The sequence below is a fragment of the Streptomyces sp. NPDC005181 genome (genome assembly GCF_040608395.1).
Lineage (GTDB): Bacteria > Actinomycetota > Actinomycetes > Streptomycetales > Streptomycetaceae > Streptomyces.
Genome location: NZ_JBEXID010000112.1, coordinates 1 through 16,027 on the forward strand (window position 1 = coordinate 1; position 16,027 = coordinate 16,027).

The 16,027-nt window shown below is 66.7% G+C and carries 12 protein-coding genes and 4 pseudogenes; 8 read left to right on the forward strand and 8 right to left on the reverse strand.

Features of this window, described 5'->3' with window-relative positions:
• Positions 1-716 precede the first annotated feature (716 nt).
• From ABZV38_RS35540 to ABZV38_RS35565, 6 genes are all read left to right on the forward strand, one after another.
• Entirely contained in the window at positions 717-1,238 is a 522-nt protein-coding gene (locus ABZV38_RS35540) for a (2Fe-2S)-binding protein (protein WP_356332581.1), read from the forward strand.
• The gene (locus ABZV38_RS35545; protein ID WP_356332582.1) at positions 1,225-2,214 is read left to right on the forward strand and encodes a xanthine dehydrogenase family protein subunit M; all 990 of its coding nucleotides are present in this window, start codon (positions 1,225-1,227) and stop codon (positions 2,212-2,214) included. The genes ABZV38_RS35540 and ABZV38_RS35545 overlap by 14 nt, the downstream gene beginning before the upstream one ends.
• Positions 2,211-4,418 carry a xanthine dehydrogenase family protein molybdopterin-binding subunit gene (locus ABZV38_RS35550; protein ID WP_356332583.1) on the forward strand — a complete coding sequence of 736 codons (2,208 nt, stop codon included), beginning with the start codon at positions 2,211-2,213 and terminating at the stop codon, positions 4,416-4,418. Before ABZV38_RS35545 ends, ABZV38_RS35550 begins: the two co-directional genes overlap by 4 nt.
• A 217-nt stretch (positions 4,419-4,635) precedes the next feature.
• Entirely contained in the window at positions 4,636-5,910 is a 1,275-nt protein-coding gene (locus tag ABZV38_RS35555; RefSeq protein ID WP_356332584.1) for a PP2C family protein-serine/threonine phosphatase, read from the forward strand.
• Between the two features lie 290 nt (positions 5,911-6,200).
• Complete coding sequence (locus ABZV38_RS35560; RefSeq protein WP_356332585.1) at positions 6,201-6,368, forward strand: CsbD family protein; 168 nt, start codon at positions 6,201-6,203, stop codon at positions 6,366-6,368.
• 169 nt (positions 6,369-6,537) lie between these two features.
• Positions 6,538-7,548 (forward strand): iron-containing redox enzyme family protein, encoded by a 1,011-nt coding sequence (locus ABZV38_RS35565; RefSeq protein WP_356332586.1) that lies wholly within the window; start codon positions 6,538-6,540, stop codon positions 7,546-7,548.
• Positions 7,549-7,714: 166 nt separating this feature from the next.
• Here ABZV38_RS35565 and ABZV38_RS35570 read toward each other — a convergent pair.
• The 4 genes and pseudogenes from ABZV38_RS35570 to ABZV38_RS35585 form a co-directional block, all read right to left on the reverse strand.
• Positions 7,715-8,506 (reverse strand): annotated as a pseudogene (locus tag ABZV38_RS35570) (class II glutamine amidotransferase); the annotation flags it as partial.
• A gap of 165 nt (positions 8,507-8,671) precedes the next feature.
• Positions 8,672-9,760: a glutamate--cysteine ligase gene (locus tag ABZV38_RS35575; RefSeq protein ID WP_356332587.1), complete on the reverse strand. Its 1,089-nt coding sequence runs from the start codon at positions 9,758-9,760 to the stop codon at positions 8,672-8,674.
• A 169-nt stretch (positions 9,761-9,929) separates the two neighbouring features.
• Positions 9,930-10,088 (reverse strand): annotated as a pseudogene (locus ABZV38_RS35580) (CDGSH iron-sulfur domain-containing protein); the annotation flags it as partial.
• A 13-nt stretch (positions 10,089-10,101) separates the two neighbouring features.
• Positions 10,102-10,791 (reverse strand): HemK2/MTQ2 family protein methyltransferase, encoded by a 690-nt coding sequence (locus ABZV38_RS35585; RefSeq protein ID WP_356332588.1) that lies wholly within the window; start codon positions 10,789-10,791, stop codon positions 10,102-10,104.
• A 181-nt stretch (positions 10,792-10,972) separates the two neighbouring features.
• On the opposite strand from ABZV38_RS35585, the pseudogene ABZV38_RS35590 reads away from it, so the two are divergent.
• Positions 10,973-11,239, forward strand: a pseudogene (locus ABZV38_RS35590) (SRPBCC family protein); the annotation flags it as partial.
• 56 nt (positions 11,240-11,295) lie between these two features.
• Here the strand turns inward: ABZV38_RS35590 and ABZV38_RS35595 are convergent.
• On the reverse strand, positions 11,296-12,081 hold the full coding sequence (locus ABZV38_RS35595; protein ID WP_356332589.1) for a VOC family protein: 786 nt from the start codon (positions 12,079-12,081) through the stop codon (positions 11,296-11,298).
• A 472-nt stretch (positions 12,082-12,553) separates the two neighbouring features.
• On the opposite strand from ABZV38_RS35595, the gene ABZV38_RS35600 reads away from it, so the two are divergent.
• Entirely contained in the window at positions 12,554-13,855 is a 1,302-nt protein-coding gene (locus ABZV38_RS35600; protein ID WP_356332590.1) for an MFS transporter, read from the forward strand.
• Between the two features lie 352 nt (positions 13,856-14,207).
• Here ABZV38_RS35600 and ABZV38_RS35605 read toward each other — a convergent pair whose 3' ends face one another.
• The 3 genes and pseudogenes from ABZV38_RS35605 to ABZV38_RS35615 form a co-directional block, all read right to left on the reverse strand.
• A complete protein-coding gene (locus tag ABZV38_RS35605; protein ID WP_356332591.1) occupies positions 14,208-14,786 on the reverse strand; it encodes a TetR/AcrR family transcriptional regulator in 579 nt (192 codons plus the stop codon).
• 52 nt (positions 14,787-14,838) lie between these two features.
• A pseudogene (locus tag ABZV38_RS35610) lies at positions 14,839-14,955 on the reverse strand (IS5/IS1182 family transposase); the annotation flags it as partial.
• A gap of 92 nt (positions 14,956-15,047) precedes the next feature.
• The gene (locus ABZV38_RS35615) at positions 15,048-15,734 is read right to left on the reverse strand and encodes an HAD-IA family hydrolase (protein ID WP_356332592.1); all 687 of its coding nucleotides are present in this window, start codon (positions 15,732-15,734) and stop codon (positions 15,048-15,050) included.
• Between the last annotated feature and the right edge of the window lie 293 nt (positions 15,735-16,027).

Genomic DNA, 16,027 nt, shown 5'->3' on the forward strand with positions numbered 1-16,027 from the left:
TCAGGAGGAACGCCCGTGACGCCACCCGGCCACTGCACATCCTGGACATTCCATGATCAGAAAACGGTCATACCCGCTTCACGCCGAGGCCCTGGCTGATGGCCCTGTCCCCGCTTGCCCGCCTGGGACGAACGCTCCCGGTCCCGCAGGACGCAGCGCGCGGGAAAGCCGACCCACCCGTAATCCACCGCGGTGACCGGCTGACGTTCGGTCATGGAGACAGCGAGCAGGACGAAAGGCTGCGCATCGTTGACCGATGCGACGGAAGTTGCTGCCGGACTGCTCCGTGATATCCGTACGGCCCCCGAAGTCGATATCACCGCACTGTCCTTGGCCGTAGCAGGTGGCGCAAAGCGGTAAGGTGCCGACTGCGGTGGCTCATCGATGCGCCCGAGCGGTGGGCGCATACGCCTGAGGGCGACTGTCACCACACGGCTGTGGCCTTCGGAAAACCCGATGCAGGCCCGGCTCGCCCCTCTCCTGCCGCCGTGTCGCCCGGGCGCAATATGGATCACGGCCATAAAATCGTGCACTGCATTGCGGTGGGCGCATCGTCCTTGCTATTTGCTTCTCATCATCACGCCTGTGGCACTCATCGGCCTCCACAGCGCTCATCGGTCCCATCCCACAGCGGTGGGCAGACACAATCATCTTTCTCACAAGAGTTCACGCAGGGCCGTTTCAGAACCGATCATGAACCGTCCGGAGGAAATGCGATGGTGGACGTAGAAAGTGCGCGGGGATTGGCGCCCACAGCCGATCCGATCGTGACGCTCGACGTGAATGGGCGCGCCTACTCCGTACGGCTGGACGCACGGGTCACGCTCCTCGACGCCCTGCGGGACCGTCTGGGTCTCGTGGGCACGAAGAAGGGGTGTGACCAGGGCGCATGCGGGGCGTGCACCGTTCATGTGGAGGGCAAGCGGGTCCTGTCGTGCCTCACCCTCGCCGCCCAGTGCGAGGGGCGTGAAGTCACCACGATCGAGGGCATCGCGGGCCCCTACGGGCTACATCCGGTGCAGCGCGCATTCATCGAGCACGACGGTTTTCAGTGCGGGTTCTGCACTCCGGGCCAGATCATGTCCGCCGTGGCCCTGATGGCCGAGGGGCGGGCCGGCTCGGACGAGGAGATCCGCGAGTTCATGAGCGGCAACCTGTGCCGTTGCGGTGCGTACCCGCACATGGTCGCGGCCATCCGTGAAGCGGCGTCAGCGGGTGGTGACGATGCGAACGTTTGAGTATGTCCGTGCGACCGATGCCCGCCAGGCTGTGGAGATGGTGGCGGGCGACCCGTCCGCCGCGTACCTCGCCGGCGGGACGACGCAGCTCGACCTGATGAAGGACGGGGTGCTCGCTCCGGGCGTCCTGGTGGACATCACCCGGCTCCCGCTGCACAGCATCGAGCGGGTCGGCGACGCGCTTCACGTCGGCGCCTTGGTCACGATGGAGGAACTCGCCACCGACCCCACGGTCGCCGAGCGTCTGCCCCTCGTCCGCGATGCGCTGTTGGCGGGTGCCTCCACCCAGCTGAGGAACATGGCGACGATCGGAGGAAACCTGCTGCAGCGCACACGCTGCCGGTATTTCCGCGATCCGGCCGTGCCGCACTGCAACAAGAGGGTTCCAGGGTCCGGGTGCGCCGCGGTCGAGGGCAGCGCGCGCATGCACGCGATCCTTGGCGCCAGTGACCAGTGCATCGCCCTGCACGCCTCCGACGTGGCGGTGGCGCTGGTCACTCTGGACGCCGTCCTCCACATTCAGGGAGTGTCCGGGCCGAGGCAGGTCCCGTTGACGGAGTTCTACCGGACGGCGTCCGAGAGCCCCGATGACGAGAACGTGCTCACCCACGGCGAGTTGATCGACACTGTGGAGATCCCTCTCCTTCCCGACGGGGTCAGGTCGGGCTACCTGAAGGTGCGCGACCGGGCGTCGTACGAGTTCGCCCTCACGTCGGCCGCAGTGGCACTGACCATCTCCGACGGCATCATCCGGGAAGCCCGCATCGGGCTGGGCGGCGTCGGATCGAAGCCGTGGCGGGCCTGGGACGCCGAGCGGGTACTCACGGGCTCCCCGGCCGGGACGGAGACATTCCGGCGGGCAGCCGAAGAGGCCGTACGGGGAGCCTGGACCGTGCCCGGTACGGCCTTCAAGGTGGAGCTCGCCCAGCGCACCCTCGTTCGCGAACTGCAGACCGTGGCTGGAGTTTCGGTATGAGTACAGTCGAAAGCAAGGCGGTCGTGGGAGCGGGTGTCAACCGTGTCGACGGCCCCCGCAAGGTTGCCGGAGCGGCGCCGTACCCGATGGACTTCGACGTCCCGGGCCAGGCGTACGGGGCGCTCGTGCAGAGCACCGTCCCGGCCGGCAGGATCGTGCGCCTGGACACCGCGGCCGCCGAGGCCGCACCCGGTGTACTCGCGGTACTCACACACCTCAATGCCCCCAAGCTCGAACGTGGGCCAGCGGGCGGGCTGGGCGTCTCGCCTCCCGCCCCCCTGCAGGGTGACCGGATCCTGCACTACGGGCAGCACATCGCCTTCGTGGTCGCGGAGACTCAGGAGCAGGCCACGGCCGCCGCCCGGCTGGTGTCGGCGGAGTACGAAACCACCGAGCCGCTGCTGGACCTGATGGACCCGCGGGCACCGCAGGTGGAGAACCCCTGGGGGATGGACCACAGACGGGGGGACGCGGCCGCCGCACTGGCATCCGCCGAGGTCAAGGTCGAGGCGACATACGAGACGCCGGACAACACCAACAATCCGCTCGGGCTCGCCGCGACGCTGGCCGGCTGGGAAGGCGACCGGCTCACCGTTCACGACACCACCCAGTGGCCTTCCATGGTCCGCACACAGCTGGCCACCGTCTTCAAGATCCCCGAGAGCTCGGTACGGATCCTCGCGCCCTACGTGGGCGGGGGCTTCGGCATGGGGCTGCGCGTGTGGCCGCACGTGATCCTCACCGTTGCCGCTGCACGTCAGCTGAGGCGGCCGGTCAAGCTCGTCCTCACCCGACCGCAGATGTTCACGTCCGTGGGGCACCGTCCCCACGGCGTTCAGTGGATCACTCTCGGGGCCACCCGCAGTGGAGATCTGGTGGGGATCGACCACCGCAGCGTCTCTTCGCTGGCCATGGAGGATGAGGACTACGAGCCTTTCGCCGCCGGGACCGTGTTCGCCTACACGTGCCCGAATGTGTTCACCCAGGACCGCCAGGCCCGTCTGAACATCCCCAGCCCGTGTTCCATGCGCGCCCCCGCCGAGGCGCAGGGCAACTTCGCGCTGGAGTCCGCTCTGGACGAGCTGGCGTACGAGTTGGGGATGGACCCGGTCGAGCTCAGGCAGCGCAACTACGCCGACGTGCACCCGGTCCTCGGGCTGCCGTGGTCCAGCAAGGCGCTGCGCCAGTGCTACGAGGTCGGCGCGGAGCGCTTCGGCTGGTCCGCCCGTGATCCCGCGCCGCGCTCCATGCGGGACGGGAACTGGCTTATCGGCTACGGGTTGGCCGGTGTCAGCTATCCGTGGTACGCGGTCGGCTGCCGGGCCCAGGCCACCATCAACGGCGACGGCAGCGCGCTGGTACGCAGCGCGGCAACCGACATCGGCACGGGAACGTACACCGTCATGGCCCAGCTCTCCGCCGAGTGCCTGGGGCTCGAGCTGGAGCGGGTGCGGTTCGATCTCGGCGACTCGGACATGCCCGCCGCCCCCCAGGCGGGCGGCTCCGGACTCACCGCCGCGCTCGGCAACGCCATCCACGACGCCTGCAAGCAGCTCGTCAAGCTCTTCGTCGACTTGGCCGCCAAGGACTCCGGGTCCCCGCTCCACGGTGCTTCGGCCGAGTCGGTGGAGGTCACAGGCGGCCGTATCCACCTGGCCGGCCGGCCCGACCGGGGCGAGGCGTACACCGACATCCTCAGCCGTCACGGCCTCGCGGAGCTGACGGCCGCCGGCTCCAGCACCCCCGCTTCCCCGGATGCGCTCGGGATGGCTCTCTCCGGTGCATTCGGCGCCAAGTTCGTCGAGGTGCGCGTGGATGCGGACCTGGGGCTCCTGCGCATTGCGCGCGTCGTGTCCGTCATCGACGGCGGTCGCATTCTCAACGAGAAGACCGGCCGGAGCCAGATCGTCGGCGGAACCGTCGGCGGCATCGGTATGGCTCTGTTCGAGGACACCGTCACGGATGCCCCGTCCGGTCGCATCGCCAACGGAACGTTCGGCGACTATCTCATCCCCGTCAACGCCGATGTCCCCGAGCTGGACGTCGTGTTCGTGGGCGAGCCCGACCGCGCCAGCGCGATCGGAACCAAGGGAATCGGCGAAGTGGGTCTGGTGGGAATTGCGGCTGCCGTCGCCAACGCGGTGTACCACGCCACCGGCAAGCGCATCCGGTCCCTGCCGATCACGCTCGACGCACTGCTGTGATCACTGCGCCACCCGGCCGGGTATCTGCCGGCCTACGCCGCTCCCGCGGCGTGCGTCTCTCGGTCGGGCACTCGCACGGCGTAGGTTGGGAGTGATCCTGCTCTCGGAGGCTTCTCGTCTCACTCGCCGTGCCGAGGCGGGTGGGTGCTGTACTCCTGGGAAGTGCAGTTCGGGTGCGGGGCGTCGCACGGCGGAGGCTGAGTGAGGTGGCATGGGCATGACTGGTGTACGGCTGCTGGCCAGGCTGCTCGACGCCAGCGACGCCATGGCGCTGGAGCAGTTGCCCGACATTGTGCGTGAACATGCCGCCTCGGCTGGTCTGTACAACGTTCTGATCTACCTCTCCGACCTTCAGGAGTGTGTTCTGCGACCGCTGACCGGGCGGGAGTCGGACGCCGGATACGGCGAGGACAGTGGCACCGGTCAGTTGTCCGTTGAGGGCACCCAAGCGGGGCGGACGTTCCAGGGCATCAGTGCGTCGTTCGAGCCCGGGCCACGCACCAGGTGGTGGGTACCGTTGCTGGACGGTGCGGAGCGGATCGGGGTCATGCGCGTGGACACCGACGGTCCCGGGGAGCCGCTGCAGCCACTGATGCACCAGTTGGCAACGCTCGTCACGATGATGATCGTGACGAAGCGTGCACACAGCGACTCCTATGCACGCAGAGTGCGAACTCAGCCCATGAACGTGGCCGCCGAGATGCAATGGAACCTGATGCCGCCACGCGCCTTCGCCAACGAGTACGTGACGATCAGCGCCGCGATGGAGCCCGCTTACGAGGTCGGCGGGGACGCCTTCGACTACGCCCTGGCCGGCGGAACGGTGCACCTGAGCATCTTCGATGCCATGGGCCACGACGTTGCCGCAGGTCTCGCCGCCAATCTGGCTGTGGGCGCCACCCGCAACAGCCGCCGCCACGGTGCGGACCTCATCGAGACGGGACGAACAGTCGAGCGGATCCTCGCCCAGCACCTGGCGGAGAGCCGTTACGTGACCGCCCTGTTGGTGGACCTGGACCTCTGCACCGGGCAACTGAGCTGGATCAGTCACGGACACCACCCACCCGTAGTAATCCGCGGAGGCCGTCGGACCGGCCCTCGACCCTGCCCGCCCGGCGCCCCGCTGGGCATGGGCCTGGACCTCCACGCCACCCTCTGCCGCGACCAGCTCGTGCCCGGCGACCGCCTCATGCTCTACACCGACGGAATCACCGAAACCCACAGCCCCGGCGGCGAAGAATTCGGCCTCGACCGCTTCATCAACTTCATCATCCGACACAACGCCGACGGCATGCCCGTACCGGAAACCCTGCGCCGGCTGGTCCGCGGCATCCTCGACCATCATGGAGGTCGGCTCCAGGACGATGCCACCGTGTTGTTCCTCGAATGGCATGGCCCGCAGTCACCCGAGGCTCGCCACCCCAACGCCAGGGAACTCCTCACCTCTCCCCCGCGCGACTCCCGGCACGCCGATACATCACCCCCCGACTGATCAGCGACCCCTCACCGCAGCGCCGCTGTGTCGCGCCGCATTCTCGAACGCGCCGCCGACCGATGGAACTGGTGATCCCACTGAGGATGCCGCCGCGGGCCGCGTCCACAGAGCGGGCGGCGGGAACCCGACTGTGAGGCCCATGCCGGGCCGCTCGAAAATGGCACGACCGGACGAATCCACGGCTCGAGCCGATGTAACCACGGGCGTCGGCCCCCTACCGCCGTGCGGCTCGTCCAGCCGTGCCCTAGCTTGACAGAGCAAGGATGCGTCCATGCGAGGAGTACGCAGTGGCTCACGGAAGCGGCAAAGACAAGATCAAAGGCAAGGCCAAGGAAGCCATAGGCAAATTGACCGGCGACCGCGGCAAGGTAGCCGAAGGAAAGGCAGACCAGCTCAAGGGCCGCGCCAAAGAAGCAGCAGACGATGCCCGGAAGAACATCCCTGGGAAGACTTGACCGACGACGAGTGACCTTGGACAGCGAGTCCCCCGCCCCGCGGCGAGGGACTCGGTCATTCTCAGCGGTCGGAATACTTCAACCCACGTATACCCCCCCCGACTCCGCCCTGCGGGCCAAGCCACATCGTGACAAGTTGCCACTGCCGAAAACAGGGTAGGAGGAGAACATGGATCTCCCCGGAAAGAGTCCGGATCTCCCACAGGCACGCGGCGATCTCACTGCGGCGCTCATCGCATACTTGAGGGGGCACGGTTCTTTGCCGGGCCTCGGGTGCGTAACGAGTTGCGATCCGTACGGCGACGATCTCCAACTGGCAATGTACGTCTGCTACGAGCTCCACTATCGCGGTTTCGCCGAAGTCGATCCGAGGTCGGAATGGGATCCGGAAATTCTGACGGTGCGCGCCGGTCTCGAGGATCACTTCCTGGACGCCCTGCGGTCAGGTGTCACGCACTCAGACGACGTGGAAGGCGCTCTCGCGCACATCCTCGTCGAACCGATCCACGGGTCCGGAGTGTCACATTTCCTCCAGGAGGACGGCGAACTGTGGCACCTGCGCGAATACGCGATGCAGCGGTCGCTGTACCACCTGAAGGAGACCGACCCGCACGCATGGGTGCTGCCCAGGCTTCACGGCCGCGCGAAGGCAGGTATGGCCGCTGTCGAATTCGACGAGTACGGAGGGGGCCGTGCGGAACGCATACATGCGCAGCTGTTCGCAGACCTGATGGCAGGCCTTGGCCTCAACAGCACCTACGGCCATTACCTCGACGAAGGCAGTGCCGAAATGCTCGCGCTGGTGAATCTGATGTCGCTATGTGGACTGCATCGCCGCCTTCGCGGAGCTCTGGTGGGTCACTTCGCCGCAGTGGAAGTAACCTCGTCACCGGCTTCACGGCGCCTGGCCCAAGCAATGAAACGCACGCAAGCAGGCACTGCCGCGGAATTCTTCTACACCGAACACGTCGAAGCGGACGCCGTCCATGAGCAAGTGGTCCGTCACGAGGTGATCGGCGGGCTTCTCGCGGACGAACCCCAACTGGCAGCGGATGTGGTCTTCGGCATCCGGGCGACCGAGCATGTCGAAGAGCGTCTCGGAGACCGATTCTTGAACGCTTGGCAGACCGGAGCCACATCGCTGCACAAGAGCCTTCCAGTCAGTCACTCTTCCGCATGAGGATCCGCAACCTGGTCACGCCCGCAGGCCCACGCGCGCCTCTGTCCCACGTGAGCCTGCAAACCGACACGGCGAGTTCACCGCTCGAGCCGCGACGGTTACATGCACTCGGTGCGGCACTCAACCCGACGTTCGGCACAGCATGATAGTCCGCGGTCCGGCGCGGAACAACTGTGTAAGTGCCTTCCGGCAGCTCGTTCCACACACCCGGCAGATCGCCCAGAGGCTCGGACACGACCAGTCGGGTGTCGTCCGACAGATCACGCAGGAGCGCAAGGTTCGGGTGCAGCTTTCGCACCGTCTCCGCCCTCCTGCTGTAGAAGAGCAATCGCGACTTTCCCTCGCTCGAGTACCGAAACGCCCACAGACATCGGCCGTCGGACACGGCCACCGTCATCTGGAGGGGGTACTCGACGCCATGTTCCCTGCCCAGCCGCTCCACAAAGCCGGCCATCTGCGCCACCGCTTTCGGCACGTCCTGGTCAAGGCCGAACGTCACGGCCAAGTAGAACAGAACCTCGGAGTCCGTCGAACCCTCGATGGACGAAAACAGCGCCGGGTCGACTGCCAGACACATGTCCCGGCGAAGCCGATGAAAGTCGGTGACCGCGCCGTTATGCATCCACATCCATCGTCCGCGTCGGAACGGATGGCAGTTGGACTGCTGTATGGCCGTCCCTGTAGAGGCCCGCACGTGCGCGAAGAACAGGGGCGATCGTACGTGTCTGGCAATCTCACGAAGGTTCCGGTTGTTCCACGCAGGTCCGGTGTCACGGACCACTGCCGGCGCGCCGTCGCCGGAATCGGGCTCGTACCAGCCGACTCCGAAGCCATCACCGTTCGTTGTCTCGACGCCGAGCTTGGAGTGGAGGCTCTGATCGATGACGGAGTGCGCCGGCTTGTACAAAATGTCGTCCAGCAGGACAGGCGATCCGGCGTATGCGAGCCATCGGCACATGACGGCCGTCCCTTTCTCACACCCGCGGCACGGGGACAGCCCCGATATCACGGCGCGTTACGTCTCGCCTCCCAGCGAACCAGTCCCTGGGCCTTGCGGCAAACGAGAACCGTACGCCCGGCCTCGCGGCGCAGCCGACGCTGCGATACATGCGCAGTCTCGCCGTCACCCTCGGGTGCGCATTACGCACTCCGCAACGGTGGCGCGGAGGCTACCGGTCCGCTGCATCAGGTCTCTCTGGACGCAGGCTCCGTTTCCCTTGGTGAGCAACGTGCCCAGCGCGTCCTCGGCCGCCTTCAGGTCACCGCTCTCCTCCAGGGCCCCGCGCACATGCGCCAGCAGCGCACGAGCCACGGTTTCGGCGGGTTCGGGATGCATGCTGAAAGGGTGGAGCAGCCGGTCCTCCAGCCCGGAACGGCTCGCTCGCCAGGCAGCCATGCGCAGGAGAGCTGTCCCGAACCCGGCGGGCGGCTTACCGGCTCGCCAGTCACGTGCCGCAGTCTCGACCAGACCACGGATCAGCGTGGCCAGCAGCACCGTGACCACCGGGTCGAGGCACACGTCCGCAACTCTGACTTCGACGGTGGGGTAGCGGTGGGAGAGGCGCGCATCGAAGTAGATCATTCCCTTGTCGCGCAGCACTTCGGTGTCGAGCAGCGCCTGTACCTGCTCGTGATAGCGCTCCGCGGAGCCGAATGCATCTACCGGGCCTGCCGACGGCCAGCGGCCCCAGACCCTGCTCCGATAGCTCCTGTAGCCGCTGTCCTGGCCCTGCCAGAACGGCGAGTTCGCACTCAGGGCCAACAGCACCGACAACCAGGGCCGCACGCGGTCCAGTACGGCGACGCCCTCCTCGTCCGACTCCACCGACACGTGGACATGGCATCCACATGTCAGTTGTTCCTGCGCGGTCAGTCCGAAATGCTGCTCCAGCCAGTGATACCGCTCGCCGGTTCCGATAGTCGGGCTGACGGGGAGCGGAGACGTGGCGAGCGCAACCACGGCGGCCCCCAGATTGGCCGCGTGACCGGCGGCCTCCACCCGTCGGCGGATTATCTCTTCCGCCAACTCGTCCATGTCGGTTTGAGGCCGGGTGGCAAATTCGAGTTGCTGGCGGTGCAGCTCCGACTCGAAGGCGCACTCTCCCTCGGCATGTCGGTCCGCCATGGCCAGAACCGCCGTCGACAGTGCCTGTGGTTCACCGCTCTCCGCGTCGACCAGGAGAAGTTCCTCCTCAACACCCACGCTCCGCACAGCCGTGTCCTCTCTCCTCGGCTGACTGACCGACATCTCCACAGACCTCGTCGTCGCGCTCGCTCAACTCGTGGCTCGCCACCGGACCTTCGTTGCGTCGAGCCTCCGCACGCGGCTCGTCGGGCCTTCGACCGTCGTCGGAAGACCGATCTGTGGAGCCCCGGCCTGTGCGTCGCCGGTGGCTGGTGTCGCACCAGGGATAGATGTGGCTGCGGCGGCACGTACAGATGGCGACGGTGAAGCGGTCCGAGGCCACGGTGGTGCCATCGGCTCCAGTCACCTCCACCGGCCCTTCCACCAGCCAGGGCCCGTTGTCGTTCAGGGTGATACGTCGCCTGGATTCAGGGGCGTTCGGCACGGATGACCACCAGTTCCTCGCATGAATCGTTCGCCTTCATCAGATGCCGCTCCCGAAGCCAGCTCAGCCTGGACAGGAGAACGGGCCCGAGCAGGACGCGCGCGCGTGCGCTGACTGTCGCTTCGAGGCCGCCGCGGGACAGCCGTCGCAGCGTGGCAGCGGGATCGCACAACCCGGAGTGCACCATCAGGAGCACGCCCGCGCTGCGCAGCGCGGCAGGGGCGCCGTCGCAGACACGGTCCACAACCGCCCGGCCGTCGAACCCCGCGTCCCAGGCTCGCGACGAACCATGCGTGGGCACCCGGGCGTACGGAGCCGGGACGTACGGCGGGTTACAGAGAATGAGGTCGTAGCAGCGGTCCTGCATGGCAGAGGCCAGATCGCTGCGGCGAACAGTGATGCGCTGACCGTGCAGTAGCGCGTTGAGCCGCGTGGACGCCACGGCACAGCGTGCGATGTCCACGGCCGTCACCCGCGCGCCGAGCTGAGCGGCGCGCACGGCCAGAGCGCCGCTCCCCGTCCCGAGGTCCAGCACATCCGCGCCGGCTGCGATGTGTTCCCGGCCCAGGGCGGCCATGAGCAGCCGCGTGTCGTGCTGCGGCGCGTAGACGCCGGGCAACGTGATCACAAAAGGGTCTGAGGATTCTGTTGTTTCTGCAGACTCGGAGGCCATGAGGGAAGCTCCCTGTGAGAGTTTCACGCACCACGGCCGAGCGTGGTCAGAGACGGCGGTGCGGCTCCTCTGGCCGGACGCTCGTGGCCGTGCTCCTAGGCGTTGGCTCGCAGTCCGTGTGGGGACACCCACCACTGACCGGTCAGGCCGTCCCGACGGACCACTCCGGTCATCTCAGGAGGGCCACACCACCGTTCGTCGCCTCGATCGGCCCGGTGCGCTCGAACTCGAGGCGCACAGCGGTCCACTCGGCACGGCACGGATCGCCTTTGACATCCGGCCCTGGGGCGACAACACCCTTGTGATCGTCGACGAACACCCCTTGCGCGGGCCGGGCGGGCAGTTCCATAACGCCGCCCTCGACGCCCTCCTGCAAATCCGGCACCGCACCATGCTCGGGCGACTCGCCAGGGTCGTCGAGGGCATACGGCCTGCCGCCGACTCATGACGCAAGGCGGACCGCCCGCAAGAACAGTGCGGAACAGCCGTCTGTCCGGGACGCGCTCAGCCCCTGAGCCGGGGCGAGGTGACGGTGAACAGTCCACCGTCCGGGTCACGCAGCGTGATCCAGTGGTCGGTCTCGGATGTCTCCACGGGAGAGACGCTGCTGCCTCCGAGGCGGGTGGTCGTGTGAACGGCAGCCTCGATATCACGCACCCGGAAGTGGACATGCCAGCGAGGTCGGACCTGCGGGTCGGGAGCAGCCTCCACGGCTCCGCCGCTGAGCCGTGCCACCGTGTCTTGACCATGACGGAGTACGACAAAATCGTTTTCATAGGCGACTTGGCAGCAGCCCGGTCGCTCGCAGCCCCAGTCGAGGACTTCGCCGTAGAAGATGGCGGCATCGAAGGCATCTCTGGTGCGCAGCTCGAGCCACGCGGGTGCCCCTTTGTGACCCACCGCCCAGTCCGGGATGACCTCGCCCTCCCAGATCCCGAAGACTGCGCCGTCACGGTCTGCGGCCAGTGCCGCCCGGCCGGTGCCGAAGGAGAGGGGACCGACGGCCAGCGTGGCGCAGCGTTCGCAGATCCGTGCCGTGGTCACATCGGCGTCGTCAACGGCAAAGTACGGGGTCCACGCCACGGCGACGGCGAGATCCCGAGCGAGTGCGCCAATGCCGGCGACCGGAATTCCCTCGTAGAGACCGACGGAGAAGGCGTCCCCGAGCCGAGTACGGCGGAACTTCCAGCCGAGGACGGAACCGTAGAACTGCTGCGCCGCTTCGAGATCACGGGCCATGAGACTGACCCAGCACGGAGCGCCGAACACCGCGTGGCTTGAAGTTGACATGCGTGCCATCTCCTCCGCCGTCGCGTCCAAACGGCATGACCCCACAGTAGCGCCGGGCAGGTCGAGGCCCTGGGGCGCGGCTCCGCACCCGTAGCCACTGCCCCCGGGCACGGGCTCGACATCGATGCGACAACGGGATAATCGTTTCCTGCGGACAGCAGATGCACTACTGCCGCAACTGGGCAGTATCCGACGCGGCCGTGCCCCGAGACGGGGTGCCGAGTACGGCAGGTTGGCGGCCGGCAGCACGCTCCCGTCGTGGTGCAGCTCGGCGCAGAGTTGCCCCGGCCACCTCCACTCGGGGACCGGGAATGACACCAAAGGCCGAGAGGTTTGCTTTAGCCCTAGGCGAGTGCTAGCTTCGCTTAGAGCAAAAATCTTTGTGATAACCATTCCGGAAGTGACCCGTTCACCCAGCGCACCCTCCACTGAGCGCTACCGACAGCGTTCTGGTGCGAGAAAAGACTCCTCGATGACCCGGCCCCGTGCTCACGAGCCTGCTGTCGAGCAATCGGTACTGTCCCGGATTGCCGCGTTCTGGCTCCTGGGAGCCATACAACTGCTTCTTCTGTTCGCTGCCAGCGCCCCGTCACCGCTGTACCCGGTCTACCAGGCCGAATGGGGCTTCTCCGCGACGACCGTGACCGTCGTGTTCGCCCTTTACGCGATAGCTCTGCTCCTGGCACTGCTCGTCGTCGGCGCGCTGTCCGATCATGTAGGCCGCCGTCCCGTGCTCGTCGTCGCGCTGATACTGGAAGCCGGCTCGATGACAATGTTCATCACTGCCGGCGGCGTCAGCACCCTCCTGCTGGCCCGCGCCCTGCAAGGGCTGGCTACCGGCGCCGCCACCGGGGCTATCACGGCCGGCCTGGTCGATCTGCAGCCGAAGCACAGTCCTCGCCTGGGGGCAACGGTCAATGGCGTCGCCACGACGCTGGGACTGGCAGCAGGTGCCCTTGGCTCGGGCCTGCTCGTGCAATACGCCCCGGCGCCGACCACGCTCATCTTCGTCCTGCTGACAGCCGCCTTCGCGGTCACCACCGTCGGCGTCTTCCTGATGCCCGAAACCTCGGAACGACGACCCGGGGCCCTGGCCTCGCTTCGCCCCACCATGTCAATTCCGCCGAGAGTCCGTCCGCACTTCGCAATCAGCGCCCCCTCCCTGGTGGCCTTGTGGGCACTGGGAGGCTTCCATCTCTCACTCGGCCCCGCTCTCACAGTGGAAGTGCTGCACGTCCACAGCCATCTCGCCACCGGCATAGTGATCAGCATTCTCACCGGCATGGGAGCCGTGGGCGCGTTCACCCCGAGGCACCGGGAGCCTCGTCAGGTGCTGACCATCGGCTCACTCGCCATGATCGCGGGCATGGCGACGACCATTCTCGCGGTCGTGGCCACTGTTCCCGTCGCCTATCTACTCGGCACCGCGGTCGCGGGATTCGGTTATGGCGCATCATTCCTCGGCGCCTTCGGCACCATTGCCCCGCTCGCGACCCCCAAGGAACGGGCCGCGCTCTTCTCCACTGTGTACGTCGTGAGTTACGCGTCGTTCAGTCTGCCTGCCATCGCCGCAGGCGTCATGTCCACGCAAGTCGGTCTACGCACCACCGCCACCTTCTACGCGGCCGCGCTGATCGCCCTCGCGGCCGCCGTGCTGGTCGGCATGGCTGTCCAGCGCCGCCGCGAGGCAAGCAGAGACATATTGCAGACACCCCCACAGCGCACCGCGCTGACGGCCGGCGAACCCAGCAGCTCCGTCTGCATCCCCTCGTAAGAGGCCCAGCCGTGCTCCCTACGCCTGCCGGGGCCTTGCGTAATGCCCTGCGCGGCAGCGGGAAGCTGCTCACACAAGGAACACACATGCCGAATGAGCTGTCGTCACAACGCGGCCTGGAGATCCGGCGCGCCTCCCACGCCCGCGCCGATGGCCGGGCGCCTCGGTGTCTACTTCGACAATGTGGGCGGCGAACACCTGGAGGCCCGACCTTCATCGTGAAGCCGTCACCTGGCTGCGGGAGGGCCGCCTACCCGACGTGCAGACCACCGTTCCGGGTCTGCACAATGCCCCGGAAGCCATCTTGGGGATGCTCAAGGGGCAGAACATCGGCAAGATGCTCGGCAGCCTGTCACTTGCGGCCGTTCCCGCTAAGAAGCTCGTCGACCAAAGCGTGCGCGTAGGAACTGTCCGTCGCCTCGACAGCGAACATCACCCGGAAGTACAGCGGCGCGAGAACGTGATCCATCACCTGATCCGGACTCGGCACGACGCCGCCGCGAGCGCGGGCGCGTTCGAGGATCAACTCAACCTGATCGGCCCGCTTACGCAGACAACGTTGCCGCACATCGTCATCCGCACCGAAGTTGACGACGGTGCGCAGGGACACGACACCTTCAGGCGCGCTGATGTGCTCCAGCAGATCGTCCGCCCACTCGACAAGATCCTGCCGGAGACTGCCGGTATTCGGAGGAAGAGTGTCCGGGGTCAAACGACTCTCCGCGACCGACACCAGCAGCTGGCGGACGTCACCCCAACGCCGATAGATGCTCGTCGCATTGACACCTGCTCGCGCCGCGACCGCGGGGATCGACACCTGGTCGGGACCGCGCTCACTGATCAACTCGGCGACGGCCTGATGAACAGCGGCAACCACACGGGCACTGCGCCCACCGGGCCGACTCGCCGTTCCCTGTCCTGATGACGCCATGATGCCGAGTCTAGAGCAAGGAACTTTGCTTTAGAACCGACCGGCAAATAGATCACTTGCGGCGGCGTGTGGTGGCTTGCTCGTCCCAGCGGTAGCGGAGGGTTGCATGGCGGATCAGCATGCTGTGCATGACGAGTGCTGAGGCGGAGTGGAGGTAGAACTCCACGACGGTGCAGTTCTTGAAGCCCGACTTTGGCAGACAGCGTGATGGGGCCCGTCCAAGTCGGCTCCGGCGCCGTGGTCACACCAGCCACAGCAAGATCATTCCACTGCGGCTGATTCCTCCAGCCGGCGAGGGTGGATCCCGGACGTGAAGGCGAGGATGTCGCAGACCGCTTCACGCAGGCTTCCGAAATGACGATGCACGCCATCTACCGCCACGGGCGCATTGACCCCCCACACCGTCATCCCTGCACGAAGCCCGGACTGCACGCCGGAAGGGGCGTCCTCGACGACCAGACAGTCCTTCGGTTCGGCACCAAGTCGCAATGCGGCGTGCAGATAGGGCACAGGCGATGGCTTGCCCTCCTCGACAGCCGCCGCACCCACAAGGACGTCCGGGACCGGCAAGCCAGTCCGGGCGAAGCGTCCACGCACCCGGTGCTCGTAGTTCGAAGTCACCAGCGCCCAGAGCCCCTGCGGCAGAGCGCCCAGCAGTTCCGACGCGCCATCGAAGGCCGCATAGACACCGGATCGGACGTCCTCGTCCTCCAACTCGTGCAACGCGGCCAGACACTCCCGCGGGTCCTGGCCCGGAGCGACCTCCGCGAAGGTCTCCATCGGCCTCGTCCGCAGCGCCACTTGGTATACCTCATCGGGGTCCAGCCCGTACCGCTCCGCCCACGTTCTCCAGACCCGGCGCTGATTGTCGACGGCATCGATCAACGTGCCATCGACATCAAACAGGACATACTTCACGGCGCCGGGCCGAGGCAGTTCGCTGATCACGTCTTGATCATGCCATCAGGCCCCAGGCCGGCAGTTTGTGGGACAAGCTTGGGCTCAGGCACTGCGAAGCTCCCTGCCAAGGAGACCGGTTGGCGATACTGGTCGTCTTCATCGCCGGCCGGATATGGCCGTCGCTTGCCGCTTCCCCAAGTCGTTCACCTTCGCTTGCGACGGCGCTCACGGACCGGACGGCTCCTTGACCTGAGTTCCACAGTTGGCGGTGCCGACTAGGGCACGAATATGTAGGTTGACCTGCGGATATGCCTGTGGGCACGCCGAAGTGGCGTGTCACT